This is a genomic window from Paenibacillus sp. D2_2, from assembly GCF_031199965.1.
In the GTDB taxonomy this organism is placed as follows: domain Bacteria; phylum Bacillota; class Bacilli; order Paenibacillales; family Paenibacillaceae; genus Fontibacillus.
This window is the reverse complement of the sequence record NZ_CP133605.1, coordinates 2,008,933-2,030,791: the sequence shown is the minus strand read 5'-3', so window position 1 is coordinate 2,030,791 and position 21,859 is coordinate 2,008,933. Positions and strand designations below refer to the sequence as shown.

Sequence of the window (21,859 nt, the reverse complement as noted above, 5' to 3'; positions counted from 1 at the left end):
TAAATAATAACTACTCACTCTTTCCAGAATAAGGATTCGACATCCAAAAGTAAATTCCTTCTGTCGAAAAATTTTTTTCTTTAATTTTTTATCTGTTTAAGATATAATAATTTATTTATTTACAGATTGCGATACCTTTCCGTTAATTCCGACAAACCTAAACATAATTCTTATCCGGTCGGCGACAAAATATTTATTGACTCAAGTTACTTTTTTCCTTAGCGTAATCCATTGAATTCTGCTTAAACAAAAGATCCTAAGGCTAGCTAGCCTTAAGATCCTGGAGAGTCTGCTTATGTTTGAGAACTCCTGCGTCCTGCAACATCCATTCTATAAAGCAGCCATAGCCCGAACGAGGATCGTTCACAAAGACATGGGTCACTGCACCGATCAGCTTGCCATTCTGGATAATGGGGCTGCCGCTCATCCCCTGTACAATTCCCCCGGTCTTCTCAATCAGGCGTGAATCTGTAATGCGGATCACTAAGCCTTTGGTCTCTGGAGCATTCTGTCTAGATACATGAATGATTTCGACTTTAAACCTCTCCACCTTTTGCCCTTCAACAACCGTTAAAATTTCAGCAGGACCTTCCTTCACCTCTTCGGCAAATGCAACAGGAATTCCATTTTTATACACACTATGTTCTGGATTTTCATCCATTTTACCGAAGATGCCAAATGGAGTGTTCCGTTCAATTGTTCCCAGAGTTCTTCCTTCTTTGATAAAATGAGCTCTCTTCTCCCCAGGCTCTCCACTCTCGCTCTTGGAAATTGATGTTACACTGGATTGCAAAATTTGCCCGCTGCCTACGACAATCGGTGTCTGGGTATTCATATCCGTAATTACATGCCCCAAAGCTCCATATACCCCATGCTTAGGTGCATAGAAAGTTAATGTTCCGACACCTGCTGCAGAATCACGAATATACAGCCCTATTCTCCAGGAGCGATCCTGATTGTCAAAAGCGGGAGTTAACAATGTTGTATAAGTTCTTCCGTCACGCTTGTATGAGACTTTGATCGGTTGATTATTCTTACCCGCTTGATCTGCAATAATGGCAACATCTTTGACATCCTTTAATTCGATACCATTCAAATGGGTGATTAAATCTCCTGTCTTCAATCCAGCCACTTCTCCGGGAGATAGCTTCTCATTGTTAGTCGTCACCTGATGATGACCTACGACGAGAATACCTGCGGATTTCACTTTTACTCCGATCGTCTGCCCTCCTGGAATGACCTTCAAGTCTGGAATGACGTTGACTTTTACAGTCTTAAGAGGAATCTGTCCGAATAATTTCATGCGGATGTTCGCTTCACCACTACCCACAGAATTTAGCTTGAGCGGTTCGCCAAGGGACACTGTCATGGTTGGAACAGCTTGCCCATTCAGCGTAAGTACATCAGGCCGATCAACGCTAACAGACGCTTGTACAGGCAAAGCTAAATGCAGCTGTGTGCCCTGCCCCTGGAACAATCGCAGCTCATCCGGTAAATTGAAGGATTGTCCATTCACCGCGGTAGAACCGAGAAAACATAAGAAAAAAGCAAATAAAAGACCGAGTAATCTCTTGATTAGGTTCGGGTTCAATGGCTGTCACACTCCCTTTAGCTTCTTCGCTTGACGAAAAGGTGGTCGCCAATTGCGTACCTATAAGATACCCGGGCAGGTCTTTTATTACTGTCAATCATTGTTCCGGCCTCAAATTGAATCCTTTTGGACCGCCGCCAACTTCAGCATTTCCTGAGCATGATGCTGCGTCTTCTCAGTAATCTCCACGCCTCCAAGCATACGGGCCAACTCGTCCACACGCCCTTCTTCGCTGAGCTCCTCGATCTGGGTCATCGTTCGTCCATCCGCTACGATCTTTTCAATTAAGTATTGTTGATCTGCCATACATGCCACTTGCGGAAGATGGGTAATGGAGAAGACCTGACAAGTTCTCGATAAGCGGAACAGCTTCTCGGCGATCGATTGTGCTGCTCGCCCGCTAACCCCTGTATCCACTTCATCAAATATAAGTACCGGTACATTGTCATGACGCGCAAAGATGCTCTTCATCGCTAGCATAATCCGTGACAATTCCCCACCAGAAGCAATCTTGCTCAGTGGCCGAAGTGGCTCGCCCGGATTAGGCGATATGAGAAACTCCGCAGTATCGATACCATGACGACCAGGACAGATCTTCTACCCATCCAATCCACGCCTTGAGGATCCTCGTTCCAAGCTAAACTCACCTTAAATGAAGTCCGCCCCATCTGCAGCTCCTTAAGCTCAATCTCAATTAGAGCTGCAAGCTCTTCTGCCTTCTGACGGCGTACGCTGCTCAGTTGCTCGGCCTCTTCAAGCAGCTGCTGAAGCAGCTCTTCACGCTTGGCCTCAAGCTTATCGAGCAATTCATCCTTATTCTCCAGCGTCTCGGTCTCACGGAGAATTTTATTATAATAAGCTAGAATATCCTCAGCATTGTCACCATACTTGCGCTTCAGGGAAGACAACAGATCAAGTCGTTCTTCCACTTCCTCAAGACGCTCCGGATTAAACTCAACATTGTCCCTGTAACTGCGCAGACCAAAGGAGGCATCCTCAAGCTGATAGTACGCGCTCTGTAGTTGCTCTAACATGGGCCAATTCCGCGCTGATCGAAGCCAGCAACGTCATTCAGTTTGGCTAGCGCTTTCGCGATAGCTTCCAATCCTTGCGACCCATAGAGCAAATCATAAGCCATTGATACGGAGTCCATCATTTTCTCACTATGGGATAGCTTGTTCTTTTCCTCCAGTAATAATTCATCTTCACCAGCTTTTAATCCAGCAGCAGCAATCTCTTCAATTTGAAAACGATATAAATCAAGCATCTGTAGTGCTTGTTGGCTGGTATTACGAAGTTCATTGTATTCCTTGTCCACCTTGGCGTAGGCAGAATATGTATCCTGGTATTTCGCCTTAACGGGACGGATTGTATCAGCGCCGTAAGCATCTAATAGTCCGAGATGCCGTTCCGGCCTTAGTAGTGTTCCATGCTCATGCTGTCCATGCAAATTGATTAATTGCTCACCGACTTCGCGCAGCATGGACAAGTTGACAAGTTGACCATTAATTCGTGCTGTGCTCTTGCCCTGAGAGCTGATCTCACGACGGATGATCAACATCTCCTCGGGACTTGCACTAATGCCGAAATCCGCAAGTGTCGTCCATACTGAATGCGCTGGCGGCAGGTCGAAAGAAGCCTCCATCTCTGCACGCTCACAGCCATAACGAATTAAATCCGCAGAGCCGCGGCCTCCAGCTATAAGACCAAGGGCATCGATAATAATCGATTTACCCGCCCCTGTCTCACCAGTAAGAACATGAAATCCGCAATGAAACTTGACGTCTACCGCTTCCACAACCGCCAAATTTCGGATCGATAAATGGACTAACAACGCACGACAACCCCTTTCCCAATTAAAGCAATATCACGAAATCAGGAAATGAAACCCATAATTTGATCGATGACAAAATGGCTATACGCTTCATCCCGGCAGATCATCAGAATCGTATCGTCTCCGCAGATCGTTCCAAGAAGATCGGGCCATTCCATATTATCGAGCAGAACCGCAACAGAATTGGCCGTACCCGGCAAACATTTGATAACAACCAGATTCCCTGTATGATCAATGCTAACGAAGCTGTCAACAAGCGCACGCTGCAGCTTCTGAATCGGATTATAGCGCTGGGCGGTCGGCAACGAATATTTATATCGTCCGTCATCCGTAGGAACTTTGATCAGCATCAATTCTTTGATATCACGCGATACCGTAGCCTGTGTGACCTGAAAGCCGGATTCCCTTAGTGCCTCGACCAATTCATCTTGTGTTTCAACTTCCCGATTTGAAATAATTTCTCTTATTTTAATATGTCGTTGACCTTTCATAACATCCTCCATGTTCATTCGTTAGCTACTTCATCCTCTTCGGATTCTCCTGCTGTCAAGACGATCTTCCGGATGGTTCCCTGCTCTAAATCAATATAAAGTAATCCGGAGCAATCTGGGTACAACAGCAGAAAATTAAGAAAATCCTTGCGCATGCCACTGCCTGTCCATTCTACAGGCAAACGCTCACGGGATGTTCTAACAATATAGAATTCCCTATTCTTGACGACAATATAGTCGATAAACAGACGGCTGTGAAAAACTTGATCATCCACCTTGAAGGTTAATGGAACCTTCAGCTTATCACTGACCACCTCATAGCCTTCCTGTTCCAGCATATAAACCGCCGGATGCTCCAGAATCTCTTCGTTCATCTCGAATCCAATGCCTGACCTCAGTGTGAAAGGCTTACGTACCCAGGAACGAAAAGTCCGGTAAATCAAGAACAGAATGATTCCCGTAATCAACAGCATTAGCAAACCGTCAGAGTAATCTCCCATCCGAAATCACCTCAGAGATTAATTCGACGAATGAAGGCCAGCTCCTGTCATGAAGGCAACATTTTATTCACCTTCTATTATAGGGAACATTTGTTCTATTTTCAATATTAGTAATTGCTAAATCACAAAAAAAATTAAAAACCCGTCATTTCGACGGGTTCACACTGAACACTGCTCCAGCTTCATCTACAACCTGACGGGCAAGTTTGGAAATCGCCGCTGAATCTGCCTCTACAGGCAAACCCTCGTTCAGGCGTAAATGTGCCAAAAATTCAACATTACCCTCTCCGCCTGTAATTGGCGAATAAGTAAGCCCCTGAAGCATATATCCAAGACCAAGTGCTTCTTCTAGTACTTGCTCCAGCACTTCAATATGGACCTTCGGATCCCGAACGACCCGGATTTGCCCACCTTCTCGCGCCCAGCCTCGAACTGTGGCTTAATCAGTGCTACAACATCAGCAGGACGCTGCAGCAATTCACGAAGTGGCGGCAAAATTATTTTGAGCGAAATAAAAGATACGTCGATGCTAGCAAAGTTCGGGCTTGGACCGTCCAAATCCTCAGGTGTCATATATCTGAAGTTAGTACGTTCCTTTACGTTAACCCTCTCATCATTACGTAGCGACCAATCGAGTTGATTATAACCAACATCAATGGCATAAACATAGCTGGCTCCATGCTGCAATGCGCAGTCCGTGAACCCACCTGTCGAAGAGCCGATATCGAGCATAACGCGTTCATTCATATCGATCTGGAACCATTTCAACGCCTTCTCAAGCTTGAGACCGCCACGGCCCACGTAAGGATGAACCGCTCCCTTTACAGATAAAGCTGTATCCGGGGAATCTTCGTTCCCGCCTTTTCCAACTGTTCCGTCCCGCTATATACTAGACCAGCCATGATGGCCGCCTTTGCTTTTTCCCTACTGTCAAAATACCCCTGCTCCACAAGCAGGACATGTAATCTTTCTTTGGTAACAGACATGTAATTCTCCTGACTGAAACGAAATCATCTCTCGCGAAATTAATGGAAAGAACTCTGTCAGCTATTGATTCGCCTTTTGAGTGACGGCAAATTTCTGCCCTGCCCTATAGCTGCGAACCTTCTCGATCAGCTTATCAGAAGTTAGACCGACCTCTTGAAGTTGATCCTTCACACTGCCATGTTCGATGAACCGATCAGGAATGCCCATCAGGCTGATATCCAGTCCGGAAATTCCCTGCTTGGCGTAGAACTCCAGAACAGCACCGCCCAGGCTTCCCGCATCGCAGGCCTCTTCCATTACGATCATCTGTCTATTGTACTTCGCTAATTGCAACAGCATGGTCTCATCCAATGGCTTAATGAAGCGCGCATTGACAATATTCAAGTAAATGCCGTCTCGCTTCAACGTATTGGCCGCTTCCTCGGCGACCTGAATCATCGGGCCTACCGCGATTACGATCGGTCCATCCCCTTCGCGTACCGTCTCCCATGAGCCGATTGGAATCGGCGACAATACTTCATCAAGCTCCACACCAGGGACACTGCTTCGCGGATAACGGTAAGCGATTGGTCCATCATTATATTCAAGCGCCGTCTTCATCATATGACGCAGTTCATTCTCATCCTTTGGCATCATCAATACCATATTCGGAATATGCCGCAAAAATGCAATATCGAATACGCCTTGATGCGTCTCACCATCTGCACCGACAAAGCCTGCCCGATCGATCGCGAACATTACATTAGCGTTCTGGCGGCAAATATCGTGGACAATTTGGTCATAAGCACGCTGCATAAAAGTCGAATAGACAGCATATACCGGCTTCATGCCTTCCATCGCCAGGGCTGCACACATAGTAGCCGCATGCTGTTCGGCTATACCAACATCAATCATTCGGTCTGGGAACCGCTCGGCAAATTTGACTAATCCTGACCCACCTGGCATCGCTGGAGTGACGGCTACAATCCGCTCGTCCTGCTCGCCCAGTTCAATTAGGGTCTGACCGAATACATCGGTGTAATTCGGATTTCCTACCGCTTTTAGAACCTGACCTGACTCCATCTTATATGGACTAATTCCATGCCATTTGAAGGAGTCTTTTCCGCTGGCTGATATCCTTTGCCCTTTGTCGTTAAGACATGCACAAGCACAGGGCCTTTTACATTATTAGCCTGAGTAAATGCATCGATTAAACCCTCAACGTCATGACCGTCTACCGGCCCAAGTATTTAAATCCGAGTTCCTCGAAAAGGACGCCTGATACCATCAAGTATTTTAGACTGTCCTTAAGTCTCTCCGCTGTCTTAGCTAACTTGCCGCCAATAGCAGGGATCTTCTTAAGCAACTGCTCAACTTCATCCTTAGCTCGCAAGTAATTGCGATCAGAACGAATTTTCGTTAAATAATTATGAACCGCACCGACATTCGGAGCGATCGACATTCTCATTGTCATTTAAAATAACCATCATGTCTTTCTTCTCATGACCGATATGATTCAAGGCTTCAAAAGCCATCCCTCCGGTCAGAGCGCCGTCGCCGATAATGGCCACGACTTTGTTGTCCTCGCCTTTGAGATCACGTGCGAGAGCCATGCCCATAGCAGCAGATAACGAAGTACTACTATGCCCTGCTTCCCATACGTCATGCTCGCTCTCGTTGCGCTTCACGAAGCCACATAAGCCATTATGCTGACGCAGACTATCGAATCGATCCATCCGGCCAGTTAATATTTTATGCACATATGCCTGATGACCTACGTCAAACAAAAATTTATCTTGTGGACTGTTATAGCAATAATGAAGAGCAATCGTCAACTCAACCACACCCAAATTGGATGCCAAATGTCCGCCGGTCACCGACAATTTCTCGATCAGAAATTGCCGTACCTCTTCGGCGAGAATCGGCAGCTGATCGACAGATAATTTCTTCAGATCGCACGGATCATTTATTTGCGAAAGCAGCATTATTTTTCCCCGCTTCCTAAACTGGATTTCTCATTGTTGATAATAGTCTACATTATACCATATGAATTATGGATTCATGTAATTATACTGCAAATTAATGATCTCTTCGCAGCAAATAATCAGCAATCTGCAGCAATCTGCTTGGCTCGCTGATCAAGCCTGTCGACACGACTTGCTTAGCTTCCTCCGTCAACTTCTCCATTTCAGCTCTAGAAGCATCCAGCCCTATAAAATAAGGATAGGTCACCTTCTCCTGCTTAACATCACTCTGTGTCTTCTTACCCAGCTTGCTCTCATCCCCAACCAGATCAAGGATATCATCCTGGATTTGAAAAGCCATTCCGATGTTCCGTCCATAGGTTTCGAGTGCTTCCAACTGCGCAGCCGTGGCTCCAGCGATCCAACCGCCGGCCTTGAGACAGAATACGATCAAATCCCCGGTCTTATGCTTATGAATATATTGAAGTTGCTCCAAATTGGTCAGTCCTTGCTCGCCTTCCATATCGGCAGCTTGTCCACCAACCATACCAGACGGACCTGCGAATTGCGACAGTTCCTCCACGATGGAGAGCACGGCTTCTGCCGGAACTCCATGCTTACGATTAGCTTCAACAACGCTGTAGAAAGCATGTGTCAGTAGTCCGTCTCCGCCAAGAATCGCCATCGCTTCGCCGAATACTTTATGATTCGTCGGCTTGCCACGCCGGAAATCATCATCATCCATCGCCGGTAAATCATCATGGATGAGTGAGTAGGTATGTACCATTTCCACGGCACAAGCAACAGGCAAGGCCGCTTCGCGGCTGCCGCCCAGCGATTCCGCTGCAGCGATCACAAGTAAAGGGCGTAGTCGCTTGCCTCCCGCCATTAAGGAATACTGCATTGATTCTTGCAGATTGACGGGAATTTCCCATTCAACCGGAAAGATGGTGCGAAGACGAGTAGAAACTAATCCGGAAATCTCTTCGATATAATGTGCAATCAATGTATCACCCAAGCGTCTCGCTCTCCTCTGTCTGCGGAATGAACGGCTGTTTTCTAACCTCGCCGTCCTCCTCTACAATCATCTCGATCTTACGCTCCACCTGAGCCAGCTTCTGACCGCATAATTGCGACAACTGCATCCCTTGCTGGAACAGGTCGATTGCTTTCTCCAACGGAACATCACCATGCTCTAACTGATTCACGATCGTCTCTAATTGATTCATCGCATCCTCGAAGCTCATTTCCTGTTTATCTGCCATGATTGTTCTCATCTCCTTCCCGTCTCATACCCCAAACCTGACAATCCAACTCGCCATCCGTGACTTTGATCTTGACCATATCCCCTGGTTCAACATCATTCAATGACTTGATTAACGATTTATGCTGTTCATCATAGACGAGGCTGTAGCCCCTGGCCATGACCTTAAGCGGACTGAGCGCATCCAGCTGACGTATGCTGGTATGCAGTCGCTGTGTGTTCTCCTTGAGCATTCCTGTCATTGCCTGCTTCATCTGCCGCTCAATCTCACTCTGTCTGCGCATGGCATAGAGCAGTGTCTCCTGCGGGTGATACCGCAGGAGGCGAGCGCTCAGGCGGTCATGCGCGCTGACCGCCAGCTCCTTGCGTGCCGACGCGCGCCCCTTGAGGCGCGTCGTGAGCATGTCCAGCCGCTCCGCGTGCTGGAACAGATTGCGGCGCGGCTGCAGCAGCGCCGACGAATTGGCCAGGCGGCGTAAGCTCTCGCGCGCCTGGGCCAGTTGGTGCTGCAAGCTGCGCTGCAGCACGCGTTCGCATTGGCCCAGCTGAGACTGCAGCTCGGCCCGATGTGGCACGGCGAGCTCTGCCGCCGCGGTAGGCGTAGCCGCTCGCAGGTCGCTAACGAAGTCGGCGATCGTGAAATCCGTCTCATGGCCTACGGCCGATATGACCGGAATTTCCGACTGATAGATCGCCCGCGCGACCTGCTCTTCGTTGAACGCCCATAGCTCCTCAAGCGAGCCACCGCCCCGGCCGACGATCAAGACATCGGCCTCACCCATCTGGTTCAGCGTGCGAATCGCTTTCACAATCGAAGGCGCCGCTGCCTTACCCTGCACAAGCACCGGATACAAGACAATCGCTGCCTGCGGATAGCGGCGTGCCAGCGTCGTCATAATATCTCGCACCGCCGCTCCCGTCGGTGAAGTAATAACCCCGATTACACGTGGATAACGTGGAATCGGCCGCTTGCGTTCAGGTGCAAACAACCCCTCCGCCTCTAGCTTACCTTTCAGTTGCTCAAAAGCCAGATACAGACTACCGATTCCATCAGGCTGCATATGCGTCGCATAGAACTGATATTGCCCGTCCCGTTCATAGACAGATACGTTGCCGCGGGCGATGACGCGCGCGCCCTCCTTCGGAATAAAGGGCAAACGCTGATTATGGGAAGCGAACATAATCGTCTTAATCCGACTGTCCTTATCCTTCAGAGTAAAATACATATGTCCGCTGGAATGATGGGTAAAATTCGATATTTCTCCGCGAATCCACACGTCCTGCATTAAGGAGTCCGATTCCAGCTTCATACGAATATAACGATTCAATTCCTTAATCGATAAAATACGTTGCTCCATGGGGCTCCCCCTTTCCAGCCTTCCCATAAGCTAATATATATAGAAATCCACTCATCCCTTAAGCTAGCAGAACTAACGAAACGTGGTATCGCTATTTAATCAAAAAGGGCTGCCAAAAATTATATAACGAAACAGAGTATCGTTATTGAAGAGAATTTGGGCTTTACGCCTGATTTTCTTTCAAATAACGATATGATGTTTCGTTAGAAATGAATCTATACCATCGCTTAGGCCAGACCACCTAACCGCTTAGCGGCAATGAGTGTATTGTTCATCAACATCGTGATTGTCATAGGGCCAACTCCGCCAGGAACCGGAGTAATTGGTCCGGAAACTTCCTTCACACTCTCGAAATCAACATCTCCAGCAAGCTTGCCGTTATCGAGGCGATTCATACCTACGTCAATCACAACGGCACCTGGTTTAATAAAAGAAGCATCAACAAAATTAGCTTTGCCGATCGCTACAACAAGGATATCCGCTTGCTCCGTCAATTCCTTCATATTCACAGTCCGTGAATGACACATTGTAACCGTGGCATTCTCACGCTGCAATAGTAAGGATACCGGTTTGCCGACAATATTGCTGCGTCCTATCACTACCGCATGTTTGCCTGACATCTCGATCCCCGTGCGCTTGATAAGCTCGATGACGCCGGCAGGTGTACAAGGAAGCAGACTATCATCGCCGATAACAAGATTGCCTACATTGACTGGGTGAAAACCATCCACATCCTTCTCAACAGCAATCGCATCGATCACAGATTTTTCATCAATATGCTTCGGCAATGGAAGTTGCACGAGAATCCCGTGAATATTCTCTTGTCGATTCAATTTATTGACCAGTGCTAACAGATCTTCCTGGGAAGTAGAAGCAGGTAGGCGATGGACTTCAGAATAATAGCCCAGATCATGGCACGCCTTCTCTTTATTGCGGACATACACTTGTGAAGCCGGGTCCTCACCGACAAGAATAACGGCCAGGCCTGGTGTCAAGCCTTGCTCCACCAGAGCTTCTACCTCCGCACGCAAACCCGCGCGAATTTCCTCAGACACTTGTTTACCGCTAATTATAGGTGCTGTCATCCATCTATCTCCTTTTCCCATTAAAGAGGTTGTTTAAAAGTTGTCCTAATTACAATAACTTCTCTTTGACTTGATCGATCTCATGGACCATCTTACCGAGCACACCATTAACAAACTTACCGGATTCACCAGTACCAAAATGCTTAGCCACCTCAATAGCTTCATTTACAGCTACCTTACCCGGTACATCTTCACGGTACACCATTTCATATACAGCAAGACGAAGCACCTGACGATCTACCTTGGACAGACGGCTGATTTGCCAGCCCTTCAAATAGTCAGACAGTACACGGTCGATCTCTACCTTATGGCTCCACGTGCCATTCACTAGCTCTAGAACGAACTCTTCAGCCTGATCGACATTCTTAATTTCCACTTCACTCTCGTTCTCTCCGGTAGCTTCAGTAATCAACATACGCACCGCTTCTACAGCCTCAACCTCGTTCATTTCCATTTGATACAGACTTTGCACCGCTATTTCTCTTGCTAACCGCCGTTTCATGTATTTCCTCCTTGATTAAATGGTTCGGCCCCTTCTTGCCAATAAGATTCGCCCAAAAAATTCACTTTTGATCACGAAGTGAATCAGGAAGTATCTCGGCATCGAATCTTGAATTCAACCGGGTCTTCCGGTGCTCACGTACAAACTACGTACGCTCCGCTCCTCAGACCCTAGCTTCATCCAACCTTCTCGGTGCTGAAAACTGAACTTTTTGAACTCCATAATATGACAGAAAACCGTCCAACCTCATATCGTTAAATATCCATATATTTATTATGAACTAAAATACGACCGATTCTCATTATATTTCTTATGATCCTTGCATTCAAACAAAAAAAACCTGTAAAATGTTTTCTCCACAAAAATGACAAACCAAACTCTTTTCCGGAGAAAACATATCACAGGAATCATTTAAAAGGGCGCCAACGCGTAGCCAGCCATTCTCTTAGCTCTTTCCACGGAACGAGTGGACCTTGATCCAGATCGCTATTCTTGCCTACCGTATAACCTACAAACAGCAGCAGGGCGCAAAACATCATATTCCAAAATCCGAAAAACAGATAGATCGGACACAGAAACACAGCCGAAGCCACGCCCAGCAGCCGTCCCTTATGACTCTCCCATAATTGCTTCCAGAACACAGCCACTCCCCCTATTCAACCCGACTTTTAATAACAGGCGAATGGACGAGGTTAGCTATATATACTGAAACATAGGCTACCGGAATACCCGTGATCTCCTCCACGTAATCGTGGACTTGCTTCTGTACTTCCTCAGTCATCACAGGAATCGAAGATTCACCATCAACGACAGCACGAATCATAATCTCCAGACCCGACTCTGCAATCTTAATTCTCGTCTTAACTTCTTTCACCCCGCGAACACGAGATGCTGCCTTATAGGACAAGTTCTCGATTGTATCAACGGAGATCTGAATATCGCCATATTCGGTACGTTGATCAATTGATGACTGCGTATGACGTTCACGACGTACAGAAATGTAGAAGAATCGGATGCTAAGCAGGACAAGTACGGATGCTACCACGATAGAAGAAATCAACAGGGTATGCCCCTGCTCTTTATTAAGGGTAAGCGTGTACGATCCCGTCATTAGTAGAATAGCTAGAATAGATAATACACCAACACACAAGCTGTATATAAGCAGCAAGATTCTGTCCAAAATTTTGGCCACGACAGGGATAGCCTCCTTCTCGGGTGGTAGTTCTAGTATGTAGAGAGAGTTCAGAAAGTACACTTGTAAGCTCTCTCTACATATAAAAATTATAGTAAACCCCTGACGCAAACGGTCGGGGGTTCGTTACTTGATATTATTTCACCCTATGGTTAAGTTCCACTTCTTCAATCTTCTCAGCAGCTTTGAAAATAACGTCGTGAATTTGCACGTTCACTTCGATCACCTTAAGGCCGGTCATCGTCTCGATTGAACGCTTCACATTACGCTGAATTTCGGTAGCTACCTCAGGCAGGCGGTTGCCATATTCCACAATAACGGATACGTCAACAGCAGCTTCACGCTGACCAACTTCCACCTTAACGCCTTTAGATAAATTCTTTCTACCAAGTAATTCGGCTATACCTCCAGCAAATCCACCGCTCATGCCGGCAACGCCTTTTACTTCTACTGTAGCAAGTCCCGCAATAACCTCAAGGACCTCTGGTGCAATTTGGATCTCGCCAATCTCAGTCCGTTCGAACTCTGTAGGCAATGCACTCATTCTATTCATCCACCTCTCAATAAGTCTTACGCTACTCTCTAAGTCTTAGAAACCGCGCACTTATTATACATACTATATCATTTCAAGCACATTATGACAAACTGGCCGTCCAACATTAAACCTCATGTTCTTCCAGAAATTTAATATCGAAGTCACCACGAATGAATACTGGATGCTCCAACAGCTTCTGATGGAATGGAATCGTTGTATGGATTCCTTCAATCACAAATTCGGACAACGCCCGCTTCATCTTAGCAATGGCTTCCTCACGTGTAGGGGCCCAGACGATCAGCTTGGCGATCATGGAGTCATAATGTGGTGAGATCATATAGCCGGGATATGCAGCACTATCAATCCGGACTCCGGGACCACCCGGTGGAAGATAGAAGCCGATTTTACCCGGAGATGGCATAAAATTACGCGATGGGTCCTCCGCATTAATCCGGCATTCCATCGCCCAGCCATTCAATTTAATATCATCCTGGGTGAAAGAGAGTGGATTCCCCTCTGCGACAGAGATCATCTCCTGAATTAGGTCGACGCCAGTAATCATTTCAGTTACTGGGTGCTCTACCTGAATCCGTGTATTCATCTCCATGAAATAGAACTGTCCATCAGGACTTAGCAGAAACTCCAATGTCCCCGCCCCGGAATAGTCTACAGCGAGCGCTGCTCTTACTGCAGCCTCTCCCATTTCTTGACGCTTCTCAGGTGATAACACCGGACAAGGTGCTTCCTCAACCAATTTCTGACGGCGACGTTGCACGGAGCAGTCACGTTCTCCTAAATATACGGCATTGCCATGCTTGTCGGCCATGATTTGGATCTCAACATGCTTCATGCCGGTCGAATATTTCTCAAGATATACACCTGCATTGCCAAAAGCCTTCTCCGCTTCCTGCTGTGCAGTCGTAATTTGCTGGATCAGAGATGACTCGTCCTCAGCGATGCGAATTCCCTTGCCGCCACCGCCGGCGGTCGCTTTGATGATTACTGGGTAGCCGATATCGCGAGCAATCATAACGGCTTCCTCCACGTCCTCAATCAGACCGTCTGATCCGGGGATGACCGGAACGTTGGCATTTTTCATCGTCTGTTTGGCCACCGCTTTATCGCCCATTTTCGTGATCGCTTCTGGAGAAGGACCGATAAAGGATAAGTTGCACGAGCTGCAGATTTCAGCAAAATCGGCGTTTTCCGCCAGAAACCCATAGCCTGGGTGAATGGCGTCGCATTCAGTAAGCGTTGCTACGCTCATCAGATTAGTTAGATTTAAATAACTGTCCTTCGAAGCCGTCGGACCAATGCAGTAGGCCTCATCCGCCATACGAACATGTAGAGACTCCTTATCTGCCTCTGAGTATACGGCTACCGATGAAATACCCAGCTCGCGACATGCGCGAATAATTCGAACCGCAATTTCACCACGGTTAGCAATTAATATTTTGTTAAATTTCACAGTCTTCCATCCTCCTTGGAAAAGCTAGATGATACAGCCATAATTACTCAGGCTTCACCAAAAAGAGAGGCTGTCCATATTCCACCAATTGGCCATTCTCAACCAACACATCGATGATTTGGCCTTTGACTTCGGCCTCCAGTTCATTCATCAGCTTCATTGCTTCGATAATGCAGACGACTGTCTTCTCTCCAACCCGGTCGCCAATGTTGACAAAAGAATTAGCATCCGGGGATGAGGAGCGATAGAACGTTCCAACCATAGGAGATACGATAGTATGTAGATTCGAATCTTGTTCGGCTGGTTGGACAGGCGCAGGCTCGGCAGCAGCGGCTGGAATGCCTGCTGCAGCATTGATGGATACAGCTCCTGCAGGTTGAATCATCGCAGATTCAACAACTGGCTGAACATGTACCACTTCACTCTTACCCGGTTTACGGATACAAAGTCTGGAGCCTTCATTTTCAAGCTCTAATTCATGTACGGACGTCTTGTCCACCAATTCAATCAACTCTTTGATTTCATCCAAATTAAACATCATCTTCATAATCACTCCTTCAGCTTCGCAAAGCCTTGGCCTTATTCAGCAATATAACTTTATGTATTATATCACAATCAATCAAAATGGAAAGAGTCCAAGCATTCTTGGACTCTTCATCTTATTTCCCGTAATTTCAGCTTTTTTAGCGCATTTTCACTTATTTTGCAAACTCAAGAATTGGTTTCTAGTGTCGAGTGATTCTTCATTATTGAGTAACATATTGAACGCTAACTTTATCCTGGGATACGCCAAGTTCCTTAATGACCAAGTCCATAATACTTACGGCGTCTTTGGCCTCCAGCTTCTCGCTGACGACGAGAACTTGATAATTATCTCCGTTCTCTTTAACAATCGCATTGGAATATTGCTGCTGAAGTTTCTCCTCAATGTCGTAAATTCTATCTTCTTTCTCCTCCAGAGCGCTTAGTTCTTTCTGAGCCATCGTTGCTTCTTCCAATGTCTTGGATTCATCATTGATGGTTCTCATCAGTTCATCGTACTTCTTATTGTTGTTATTGGCGCGTTGAGCTTGATAGGACGTCATATTGTCTAAGCCTGAAACTCCTTGCGACTCAAGCTGCTTCAGCACATCTTCATCACTTGTATTTTCTGTGGCCGAGCTATCCTTCGACTTGTCTGCATTTTCCGGCTGCTTGCCTTTGTCGTCCTTGCTCTTGTCATCCTTACCTTTTTGCGCTGGTTCCTTCCCATCATCAGCAGCGCCACCCTTGGTTCCTTCATCTGTGCTCGCTACAGCATTGTCATCAGTTGCAAGACTACCATCCTGCGACTTTCCTGGATCTACTTCTGTAATAACCATGTCATCCTGATTATCCAAGGTGTTAAGTCCATTTTGTGTTCCACCTTTTTGATCCATCGACGCTACCTGACCATCCGTATTCTTTCCTTTGGTTGAGCTGTCCTCCGTGAACAAGTAATAGGCCGACAAGATTACCATCAAGCTAAGCATAGATACGAGCCATATCGTCTGTCTTTTCGATTTCATTGTGTAATTCCTCCTAATCATTTTTTAAAATTTATTGATTTAAGATTTGATGCCGGGTGAATTCAAGATTCGATGCCGAGTATGCTTCCTGAGTTACTTCGTAATCAAAAGGGGACTTTTTGAACTTCCCTATCATTGTGATTGCTTGCGGGGTACGACTGAGATCCGATAAGCCGGCACATTCAGCCCTTTCTCCACGGCATCTACAATTAATCCTTTGACCGTCTTGTTCTCGGCTCCCTTCGCTACAACTAGGACACCCCGAACCGTAGGCTTGATCTTCTTCGTAATAATCGGCTGTTCATTGCCAGAGGATTCATAAGTAACGATCTGACCGTCACGGGTATATTGCGTAACATGGCGCTTGCCACCGTCTTTATCCGTCTCGTCTGTTAGTTCCTGTGTATCCTTAATATTGCGCTGTACAACAACTTCTTCCGTTGAGTCCACACTAACCATCACATCAACCGCACCTACCCCGACGATATTCTCTAACATTTCTTTTGTCTTACTCTCCAGAGAATACTCGATCTCAGCGAAAGGGCCATCACCTTCCGTTCCAGGAGTAGCGGGAGCGGATACGTTCTGCAATACCGGCGGCTCTCTCCATCCCCACCAGAATCGATCTTTTTCACATTCACGAAGGAATATATGATCATCAGCGCCAGACCAACAAGTCCAAGAATTAGTACTAGTCGGAAGGACTGTGCTCTCTTGCCGTCCCCTCCCTTACCAATCCATTGCTCCAGCTTCTTAAACCACCCAGGCATCTCTTCACCCCCAGAAAAAAATGATAATCATTGCATCGATATCGTCACTGATTCGCGGGGAACCCCCACCTATCGCCAAGCAAGTCTTCGATCTGCTTCTCCAGCCCGGAACTTGTCTTCTTCAGAGTCTCAGCAGCCGCTTCAGAATCATCTGAGACGGAATTATCTTTGCCTGCCATTACGGCCTTCGACTGTTCGTCCGGAAGGTTGCTCTTCGAAGGATCAGCCAAGGTTCTGGATTTCAAGTCGACATCAATTTTCACCTGATCGACCGACTGTACCGCTATTTTCTCTGTTGCCCGATTCTCTTCACCGTTCTCTGCGGCTTGCCCCTCCGAAGCCATGACTACTTCGACCGCAGTGTAAACCAACTGTTTGGGCTGTGCAGGGAGGTTTGAAGAACTGCGTGTGTGAGAATCCTGATCCTCATTGACAAGTTTGACGGTGACGCGGCTAACGGGGCGACCTGTCTCCTGCTCAATCGACTGCTTCATCTGCCTAGCCGCCTCCTCCGCTGTCCACTGCAGAGCTTCGGCTTCCTGCTTCTGCCTCAGTAACTCGCCTTGGCGTAAAATCGCTTGTGTACTCTGCTTCGTATCCCGACTGTCCTGATTGGTCAGGTTATCCGTGAGCGCGATCTCCAGCTTCTGCTTGGCTTCCGGTGTAAAGATGCGAACAACAGGAGTGATTAGCGTTAACAGTATCAATAGACTGACAACAAAGCGGACATAACGTTCCATCGCCCGATTAGGCAATAGCAGGTCAATAAAGACCGCGAACAGAACGATAATAATTATTTGCTTCAGCCAATCTCCTAAGAAGCTCATGCTTGCCTCACCGCCTTACCGCAATTCCTCACCTCATCATCACCGTTACATTTCCCGCCGTCAGCATAATTGTGATCGCCAGGAAGAACATCAGACCTACTGCAGCCAAGGCTGCGAATACATATACCATGCTCTTGCCGATCGTATCGAGACAGGTCACAATCGGCGTATCTCCAAGCGGCTGCATCACCGCTGCAGATAGATTGAAGATTAACGCTAGAACCAATATTTTAATGGCCGGAAAGGCACATAAGAATAACAGGATAATGACCCCAACCAGACCGATTGAATTTTTAACAAGTAGCGAAGCCGATATGACGGTGTCGGTGGCATCAGCGAACACCTTTCCGACGACCGGGACGAAATTACCGGTTAAGTACTTTGCTGTCCGCAACGTTACACCATCAACGACGGAACCAGCGATTCCCTTGATCGATATAACGCCGAGGAATACAGTCAGCAGGATGCCTAGCAAGCTCATACTGATCGTCCGAAGCAGATTACCGAGCTGAGTCAGCTTATACTTGTCTGATAAAGTGCTGACGATATGCAGAACGGCCGAGAAGAACAATAATGGAAATATTACTGTATGAACGAGAGTACCTACGGTATGGACCATAAAGACGACTAGCGGATGAGTGACTGACACCGTCGCTACATTTCCCATAGAAGCGAGCAAGGTGAACAGCAGTGGAACCATCGCCATCATGAAGTCTATCATCCCGGTAATCGCCTCGGTGGCGTAACTAATCGCCACATGGAAGCTGTTGATCGCCAGTACTAGAATGACCATGAAGCAGATCGAGTAAGCAACCTTGCTCACTTGCTTGCGCTCAAATGCCGATTGCAGCGTCTCCAGTATCATGCTGAAGATCGACAGAAGTACGATGGTGACGAGAATATGACCGTTGTACAGCACTTCATGCCACATATATCGCATCAGACCTAGGAAGCCTGTCTTCAAAGAGAATCCCTGATCCCCCTGAACCAACATGTCCATAAAAGAGGGAACTTTCTGATCCGGGAAAAATCCGCCATAGTCCTTCATCAGCTTCTGCCAGTACGATTCTACTTCATCCGTTGGCAATTGCTCGGCCTGCCTTTCGATCCAGCCATTGTCTGGCCCTTCAGCCATCACGCGGATCGGCCACAGGATTACAAAGCTTAGAACGAGAAGGATCATCGTCCTATATGCAAAGCTCAATTGTATTGGTCTCATCTCGTGTCCCACCTTAGCTATGTCGGCAGCAGCTTGATGACGGTCTCGATAATAATGCTGATAATCGGAATGGCCAGAACCATAATCATGACTTTGCCAGCCAGTTCTATCTTTGAAGCAATGCCCTCCTGCCGGCATCTCTAACGATTTGTGCTCCGAATTCAGCGATGTAGGCGATGCCGATAATCTTGAGAATCGTCTTCAGATAGATCATTTGCACGCCAGAGGAAGCCGCTAGTTGCTCTAGCACATCAATAATTCCGCCAATTTTGCCAATCAGATACAAGAAGATATATATACCCGTGCTTGCCCCAATCAGGAAGGCAAACATTGGTTTTTGCTCTTTAATAACGAGGATCAGCACCGTTGCTAATAATCCGATTCCTACGATCTGAATCATTTCCACAGCCGTTCACCTACTGGAACAAGAAGATCGATTTGATCTCTTGGAACAAATTATCAAGCAGGCGGATGACCATGAACAGCACGACAACAAATCCGATCAGAGTCACCCAATGGGCCATGTCTTCTTTTCCCATCTGCTTCAGTACCGTATGAATCATGGCGATAATGATTCCGATGCCTGCAATTTGAAAGATTGCGTTCACTTCTATGTTCATTGATATGGCACCTCACAATTAGTTTCACCGGTGACAATTGGATAAGATGGCCTGCTCTCAGTACATCACAATGACGATAAATACGCCGAACAGCAGTCCTAGACTTCTGAACATCTTCTCGTAACGGTTCTGCTCTTCACGCGCCTCATGCTCCTCACTCTCCAACTGACGGACCGCTGTGGCTATATGTCCAAGCTGGTCCTTGCGATCGCTAGTCCCGAGCGTATAACTGAACTGCCTCATAATGTCCTGTTCCGCCTTCTTCATTGCCGTCGTGTTCCAGCCGGACTCGATCGCTAGCTGCAGTGCATCCTGCGCTGTTCTATTATCAGGAGGCTTCATATTCTCCGCTGCTGAATGAAAGATCGAGCCTACCGCGCCACCACTCTGTTCGCCAATTCTGACAAGCGCCTCAGGCAACGGTGTGAAGCCATACATAATTTCGGTCTCCAGCCTTTTTAGCGCAAGGATCAGACGACGAATTTGCCTCGGCCGGCTTGCATATTGCTTTGCTTGTACCCATCCGGCCAATGTTGTGGCGGCTATCACCAGCACAGCACCCAGCATTTTAAGCATCCGCTTCCCTACCCTTCATTCCCGGATTATAGAGCGGAACGCCTCTTCGCTTCCCATCCCAGAGCCGAAATGACAAGCCTTGATCACTACGTCTCAATACGACATACATTTGGAAGAATCCTGATTGGAGCAGTTTGGAGAGCGCCGGTCGGGAGCTTAAGTCATCGAGGCTTGACCCATGCGCCGTAGCGATCACGCGTACTCCTGCGTGTAGTGCCTCTGCCAGAGCCTCGGCATCCTCTAACCTTCCAATCTCATCGACCACCAGCACCTCAGGCGACATGGAGCGTATCATCATCATCATCCCTTCCGCCTTCGGGCATCCGTCCATCACATCGGTCCGTGGACCAACATCATAGCTTGGCACCCCATTCCTGCTTCCGGCAATCTCTGATCTTTCATCGACGATTCCTACCTTCAGTCCAGGCCATCTCGCTTCTGGATGTCCCCATGTTCCGCTGCTGATCTGCCGGGCAAGATCGCGGATCAAGGTTGTCTTCCCATGCTGGGGCGGGGATAGAATCAATGTGTGAAGCACACTGTTCTGCTTGAAATCCAGAAGTTGAGGTAATACCGGGTCAGCAGCTCCACACACCTCGCGAGCGATGCGGATGTTAAATCCACTAATATCACGGATGTGTTCCACTTTACCGCCACTAAGCACCGTCCTCCCGGCCAGTCCAATTCGATGGCCGCCTGCAATCGTAATGAAGCCTCGCCGTAGTTCTTCTTCCATCGTGTACATGGAGTGGTTAGTAATTTGATCCAGCAGACGTAAGCTATCCTGCTTGTCTGGTCGGAATGCAGCTCCAGTATCACGCGTCATTCCTCCGTCCGCAGTAAGGAAGTAGTATCGCCCTCCCGTGTTGACTTCTAGCGGACGCCCTTCCCGGATACGAATTTCCTCAAGTCTTGCAAAGATAGAGGGAGGTAGCTTAAGTAGCAGGTGCCGAAGTTTGTCGGGAAATACCATTAACCAGTTTGGGTCCATTCTCGTACCCCCAAAGCCTTTTCTCTTTCTTATTGCTGTGCAAAATTCCTTACATTGAAGAACCTCTATTATCTATTTGTGTTTTGTCATATCTCATGTGTATGCCTGTACTTGGTGATTATGACCGGAAATCTATCATTTTTTTAAAATACCGATTAAGAGACAACCGACACCTATAGCAATCCATAGCATCTTCCCCCATGACAGCTTATCCGCCATTCCCGCAAGCCCTATGGAAGTCGTCACAATCAGCACAGTTGGCCCGACGAGTGCCAGGGCTGAATTGACGGCCAGCGCCTTATCCACGCGCCCCAGCCTTAGCATAAGCAGAGCCGCCATGATTTCAATCGTTCCTGATAGAATCCGAATCAACGACATACTAGTTACGAATTTATCAAGCAAGCATATGAACCTCCTCTCGCACCATCGCACTCTCTTATCCATATGCCCGAATATCTCTATTTATTAGAGGTTGTTCAAAAATCACGAAGTGAAGCTAGAAGTATCTCGACATCGAATCTTGAATTCAACCTGGCCATCCGGTGCTCACGTAGGTTTT

21 protein-coding genes and 5 pseudogenes are annotated in these 21,859 nt (G+C 47.3%); all 26 read right to left on the bottom strand.

Annotated elements, in window-relative coordinates:
• Nucleotides 1-262: 262 nt before the first annotated feature.
• Nucleotides 263-1,591: a SpoIVB peptidase gene (gene spoIVB, locus RE628_RS10065; RefSeq protein WP_309158565.1), complete on the bottom strand. Its 1,329-nt coding sequence runs from the start codon at nt 1,589-1,591 to the stop codon at nt 263-265.
• 111 nt (nt 1,592-1,702) lie between these two features.
• Nucleotides 1,703-3,425: pseudogene (recN, locus tag RE628_RS10060) on the bottom strand (DNA repair protein RecN).
• A gap of 41 nt (nt 3,426-3,466) precedes the next feature.
• Entirely contained in the window at nt 3,467-3,916 is a 450-nt protein-coding gene (gene ahrC / locus RE628_RS10055) for a transcriptional regulator AhrC/ArgR (RefSeq protein ID WP_068781838.1), read from the bottom strand.
• A 14-nt stretch (nt 3,917-3,930) separates the two neighbouring features.
• A complete protein-coding gene (locus RE628_RS10050; protein WP_309158564.1) occupies nt 3,931-4,416 on the bottom strand; it encodes a hypothetical protein in 486 nt (161 codons plus the stop codon).
• Between the two features lie 145 nt (nt 4,417-4,561).
• Nucleotides 4,562-5,402: pseudogene (locus RE628_RS10045) on the bottom strand (TlyA family RNA methyltransferase).
• 61 nt (nt 5,403-5,463) lie between these two features.
• Nucleotides 5,464-7,367: pseudogene (gene dxs / locus RE628_RS10040) on the bottom strand (1-deoxy-D-xylulose-5-phosphate synthase).
• Between the two features lie 94 nt (nt 7,368-7,461).
• Entirely contained in the window at nt 7,462-8,349 is an 888-nt protein-coding gene (locus RE628_RS10035; RefSeq protein WP_375143106.1) for a polyprenyl synthetase family protein, read from the bottom strand.
• A 7-nt stretch (nt 8,350-8,356) separates the two neighbouring features.
• Nucleotides 8,357-8,611, bottom strand: coding sequence for an exodeoxyribonuclease VII small subunit (gene xseB, locus RE628_RS10030; protein ID WP_309158563.1), 255 nt, complete (start codon nt 8,609-8,611; stop codon nt 8,357-8,359).
• Nucleotides 8,601-9,968, bottom strand: a complete 1,368-nt coding sequence (xseA, locus tag RE628_RS10025) for an exodeoxyribonuclease VII large subunit (RefSeq protein ID WP_309158562.1) — start codon at nt 9,966-9,968, stop codon at nt 8,601-8,603. The genes xseB and xseA overlap by 11 nt, the downstream gene beginning before the upstream one ends.
• Before the next feature lie 227 nt (nt 9,969-10,195).
• The gene (folD, locus tag RE628_RS10020) at nt 10,196-11,053 is read right to left on the bottom strand and encodes a bifunctional methylenetetrahydrofolate dehydrogenase/methenyltetrahydrofolate cyclohydrolase FolD (RefSeq protein ID WP_309158561.1); all 858 of its coding nucleotides are present in this window, start codon (nt 11,051-11,053) and stop codon (nt 10,196-10,198) included.
• 49 nt (nt 11,054-11,102) lie between these two features.
• A complete protein-coding gene (nusB, locus tag RE628_RS10015) occupies nt 11,103-11,555 on the bottom strand; it encodes a transcription antitermination factor NusB (RefSeq protein WP_309158560.1) in 453 nt (150 codons plus the stop codon).
• Nucleotides 11,556-11,962: 407 nt separating this feature from the next.
• Entirely contained in the window at nt 11,963-12,196 is a 234-nt protein-coding gene (locus tag RE628_RS10010; RefSeq protein ID WP_309158559.1) for a DUF2273 domain-containing protein, read from the bottom strand.
• A gap of 11 nt (nt 12,197-12,207) precedes the next feature.
• On the bottom strand, nt 12,208-12,747 hold the full coding sequence (amaP, locus tag RE628_RS10005) for an alkaline shock response membrane anchor protein AmaP (protein ID WP_309158558.1): 540 nt from the start codon (nt 12,745-12,747) through the stop codon (nt 12,208-12,210).
• 136 nt (nt 12,748-12,883) lie between these two features.
• Nucleotides 12,884-13,291 (bottom strand): Asp23/Gls24 family envelope stress response protein, encoded by a 408-nt coding sequence (locus RE628_RS10000; protein WP_309158557.1) that lies wholly within the window; start codon nt 13,289-13,291, stop codon nt 12,884-12,886.
• Nucleotides 13,292-13,406: 115 nt separating this feature from the next.
• A complete protein-coding gene (gene accC / locus RE628_RS09995; protein WP_309158556.1) occupies nt 13,407-14,750 on the bottom strand; it encodes an acetyl-CoA carboxylase biotin carboxylase subunit in 1,344 nt (447 codons plus the stop codon).
• 43 nt (nt 14,751-14,793) lie between these two features.
• Nucleotides 14,794-15,288 carry an acetyl-CoA carboxylase biotin carboxyl carrier protein gene (accB, locus tag RE628_RS09990; RefSeq protein ID WP_309159428.1) on the bottom strand — a complete coding sequence of 165 codons (495 nt, stop codon included), beginning with the start codon at nt 15,286-15,288 and terminating at the stop codon, nt 14,794-14,796.
• 208 nt (nt 15,289-15,496) lie between these two features.
• Nucleotides 15,497-16,297 (bottom strand): SpoIIIAH-like family protein, encoded by an 801-nt coding sequence (locus RE628_RS09985; RefSeq protein ID WP_309158555.1) that lies wholly within the window; start codon nt 16,295-16,297, stop codon nt 15,497-15,499.
• A 132-nt stretch (nt 16,298-16,429) separates the two neighbouring features.
• A pseudogene (gene spoIIIAG, locus RE628_RS09980) lies at nt 16,430-17,067 on the bottom strand (stage III sporulation protein AG).
• Between the two features lie 44 nt (nt 17,068-17,111).
• Entirely contained in the window at nt 17,112-17,894 is a 783-nt protein-coding gene (gene spoIIIAF, locus RE628_RS09975) for a stage III sporulation protein AF (protein ID WP_309158554.1), read from the bottom strand.
• Nucleotides 17,895-17,922: 28 nt separating this feature from the next.
• Nucleotides 17,923-19,113 carry a stage III sporulation protein AE gene (spoIIIAE, locus tag RE628_RS09970; protein WP_375143105.1) on the bottom strand — a complete coding sequence of 397 codons (1,191 nt, stop codon included), beginning with the start codon at nt 19,111-19,113 and terminating at the stop codon, nt 17,923-17,925.
• A 17-nt stretch (nt 19,114-19,130) separates the two neighbouring features.
• A pseudogene (locus tag RE628_RS29585) lies at nt 19,131-19,249 on the bottom strand (SpoIIIAC/SpoIIIAD family protein); the annotation flags it as partial.
• A complete protein-coding gene (locus RE628_RS09965) occupies nt 19,220-19,513 on the bottom strand; it encodes a SpoIIIAC/SpoIIIAD family protein (protein ID WP_375143104.1) in 294 nt (97 codons plus the stop codon). The gene RE628_RS09965 and the pseudogene RE628_RS29585, both read right to left, overlap by 30 nt.
• Before the next feature lie 16 nt (nt 19,514-19,529).
• On the bottom strand, nt 19,530-19,733 hold the full coding sequence (gene spoIIIAC / locus RE628_RS09960; RefSeq protein WP_036621734.1) for a stage III sporulation protein AC: 204 nt from the start codon (nt 19,731-19,733) through the stop codon (nt 19,530-19,532).
• A gap of 57 nt (nt 19,734-19,790) precedes the next feature.
• Nucleotides 19,791-20,309, bottom strand: coding sequence for a stage III sporulation protein SpoIIIAB (gene spoIIIAB, locus RE628_RS09955; RefSeq protein WP_309158553.1), 519 nt, complete (start codon nt 20,307-20,309; stop codon nt 19,791-19,793).
• Nucleotides 20,302-21,300 carry a stage III sporulation protein AA gene (gene spoIIIAA, locus RE628_RS09950; protein WP_309158552.1) on the bottom strand — a complete coding sequence of 333 codons (999 nt, stop codon included), beginning with the start codon at nt 21,298-21,300 and terminating at the stop codon, nt 20,302-20,304. Before spoIIIAA ends, spoIIIAB begins: the two co-directional genes overlap by 8 nt.
• Before the next feature lie 135 nt (nt 21,301-21,435).
• Nucleotides 21,436-21,702, bottom strand: coding sequence for a YqhV family protein (locus tag RE628_RS09945; RefSeq protein ID WP_068781852.1), 267 nt, complete (start codon nt 21,700-21,702; stop codon nt 21,436-21,438).
• Nucleotides 21,703-21,859: the final 157 nt, after the last annotated feature.